The sequence below is a fragment of the Spongiibacter sp. genome (genome assembly GCF_041602295.1).
In the GTDB taxonomy this organism is placed as follows: Bacteria; Pseudomonadota; Gammaproteobacteria; order Pseudomonadales; family Spongiibacteraceae; genus Spongiibacter.
Genome location: NZ_JBFIGO010000187.1, coordinates 1 through 2,377 on the forward strand (window position 1 = coordinate 1; position 2,377 = coordinate 2,377).

Annotated in this window: 3 protein-coding genes and 1 pseudogene; all 4 read right to left on the bottom strand. The window is 60.7% G+C overall.

The genetic code is table 11. The annotated features are described in order from the left end of the window. Positions 1–749: electron transport complex subunit RsxC (gene rsxC, locus ABYM29_RS15510; RefSeq protein ID WP_372865698.1), on the bottom strand; the 749-nt coding region annotated here is incomplete at its 3' end. Positions 750–774: 25 nt separating this feature from the next. After that, complete coding sequence (rsxB, locus tag ABYM29_RS15515) at positions 775–1,380, bottom strand: electron transport complex subunit RsxB (protein WP_372865699.1); 606 nt, start codon at positions 1,378–1,380, stop codon at positions 775–777. 10 nt (positions 1,381–1,390) lie between these two features. After that, positions 1,391–1,969 carry an electron transport complex subunit RsxA gene (rsxA, locus tag ABYM29_RS15520; RefSeq protein ID WP_372865700.1) on the bottom strand — a complete coding sequence of 193 codons (579 nt, stop codon included), beginning with the start codon at positions 1,967–1,969 and terminating at the stop codon, positions 1,391–1,393. A gap of 156 nt (positions 1,970–2,125) precedes the next feature. Beyond that, positions 2,126–2,377 (bottom strand): annotated as a pseudogene (gene metG / locus ABYM29_RS15525) (methionine--tRNA ligase); the annotation flags it as partial.

A 2,377-nucleotide genomic window follows, 5' to 3' on the forward strand; every position in this document is an offset into this window, starting at 1 on the left:
CCGGTGAGAATTTGAATCAGCTGCTTCTCGCCGCCCGAGGGGTATTTGGTGGGGAAGCTGACAATTTCGATACCGCTGCCCTCGGCGGCGGCGCGCATGGCGGCCAGGGCCTCGGGCTTGTTGTCTTCGATGCCGATCAGGGTTTCTTTGCTGGGCTCGATCAGGTGGCGCAGGATTTCGGCGCCGGCAATAATCTCGGCGGCGCGCTCGCGCATCAGCATGTCGTCGGCGGTGATATAGGGTTCGCACTCGGTGCCGTTGAGGATCAGCGTTTCAATGGGCTTGTCTTTGCCACCGCCGAGTTTTACCGAGGCGGGAAAACCCGCGCCGCCCATGCCGGCGATACCGGCACTGCGAATCGTATTGAGCAGGGTGTTGCGGTCGACACTGCGGTAGTCGGCGATGCCCTGATGAGTGATCCACTCGTCCTGGCCGTCGCAGTTAATCACGATGCAGGGCGCGCTCATGCCCGAGGGGTGGGGAATAACGCGCGGCTCGATGGCCACGACGGTGCCCGAGCTGGGGGCGTGAACGGGGGCGCTGACAAAGCCCTTGGCTTCGCCGATCATCTGGCCTTTGAGCACGCGGTCGCCAATGCTGACGACGGGCGCAGCGGGGGCGCCGATGTGTTGAGACAGCGGCACGATGAGCTGTGCCGGTACGCCGGCGTCGCGAATGCTTTCAGTAAGCGACTGGCTTTTGTTTTCGGCGGGGTGAATGCCGCCGTGAATGTCCCAAATTTGTCTCATGCTATGTGATTACCTGTGGGCATATTCAAGCCGCAGCACTGGGCGTGCTGCCCATGCGGTCGCTGGCGATCAAATCTTCGGTGGGCGCTGGTTTGTCCCAGTGCCAGGTTTGCAGTGTGGTGGGAATGGGCACCATGTCGATGCAGTCCACCGGGCAGGGCTCCACGCAGAGGTCGCAGCCTGTGCATTCGCTGGCGATCACCGTGTGCATATGTTTGGCTGAGCCGAGAATGGCGTCGACCGGGCAGGCCTGAATGCACTTGGTGCAGCCGATGCACTCGTCTTCGCGGATCACTGCCACCGAGGGCACGGCCTCTTCGGCGGCGTCCAGCGGTTTGGCTTCCACGCCCAGCAGGTCGGCCAGCGCGGCGATAGTGGCCTCGCCGCCGGGCGGGCACTTGTTAATATCGTCGCCGTTGGCAATCGCTTCGGCGTAGGGGCGGCAGCCCGGGTAGCCGCACTGGCCGCACTGGGTTTGCGGCAGCAGGGATTCTACCTGGTCGGCGATGGGGTCGCCCTCGGTTTTAAACTTTACCGAGGCAAAACCCAGCAGTGCGCCGAACACCAGCCCCAGGCTGACTAGGGCCAGCAGGGCGGCGGCAAAGGGCTGTTGGCTAATAAATTCGATCATAGAGGCTCCGCTATACCAGTCCGGCAAAGCCCATAAAGGCCAGTGACATCAGCCCGGCCGTGACCATGCCAACCGCTGCGCCCTTAAAAGGAACGGGGACATCGGCTGCGGCAATGCGCTCGCGCATGGCGGCGAACAGCACCAGCACCATGGAGAAGCCGGCGGCGGCGCCGAAGCCGTAGAGTGCCGACTCGACAAAGCTGTGTTCTTTGTTGATGTTGAGCAGGGCAACGCCCAGCACCGCGCAGTTAGTGGTGATAAGTGGCAGGAAGACGCCCAGCACCTTGTAGAGCAGCGGGCTGGTTTTGCGCACCACCATTTCGGTGAACTGCACGACCACGGCGATTACCAGGATAAAGGTGATGGTGCGCAGGTATTCCAAGCCCAGCGGTTCGAGCAGCCACTCGTAGGTCATCCAGCTGCAGATTGACGCCAGCGTCAGCACGAAGGTGGTGGCGCTGGACATGCCGATGGCGGTTTCCAGTTTTCCAGAGACCCCCATAAAGGGGCACAGGCCGAGGAACTGGACCAACACGAAGTTGTTCACCAGGATCGCGCCGAGCAGAAGTATCGTATAGTCCGCGAGCAAAGCTCTTGCCTCTATAACAGTGGTTTGGCGGTGGCCTCGCGCGCTGGCATGGCCACCCAGTTTAGTTATTGTGTTCGAAAGCCTATTTTATTTCGTTCAAGTGTTCAGTTTAAAATTTTTTAATCCACAATATCTTATCGGCTGAGCCGATAAGGGCTACTGGATGCGCATGCCCGCCTGGGCGCCGCTGTGGGGCTCCAGTAACCAGATTTCACTGCCGCCCGGGCCCGCCGCCAGCACCATGCCTTCAGACAGGCCAAAGCGCATTTTGCGGGGCGCCAAATTGGCCACCATGACCGTCAACTTGCCGATCAGTTGTTCCGGTGAATAGGCGGATTTAATGCCCGAAAACACCTGTTTTTGTCCGTGTTCGCCAAGGTTCAGCGTGAGCTGCAGCAGTTTGTCTGC

Coding starts and splice junctions, on each gene's coding strand:
- rsxB (WP_372865699.1), bottom strand. CDS start 1,380: ATGATCGAATTTATTAGCCAACAGCCCTTTGCCGCCGCCCTGCTGGCC.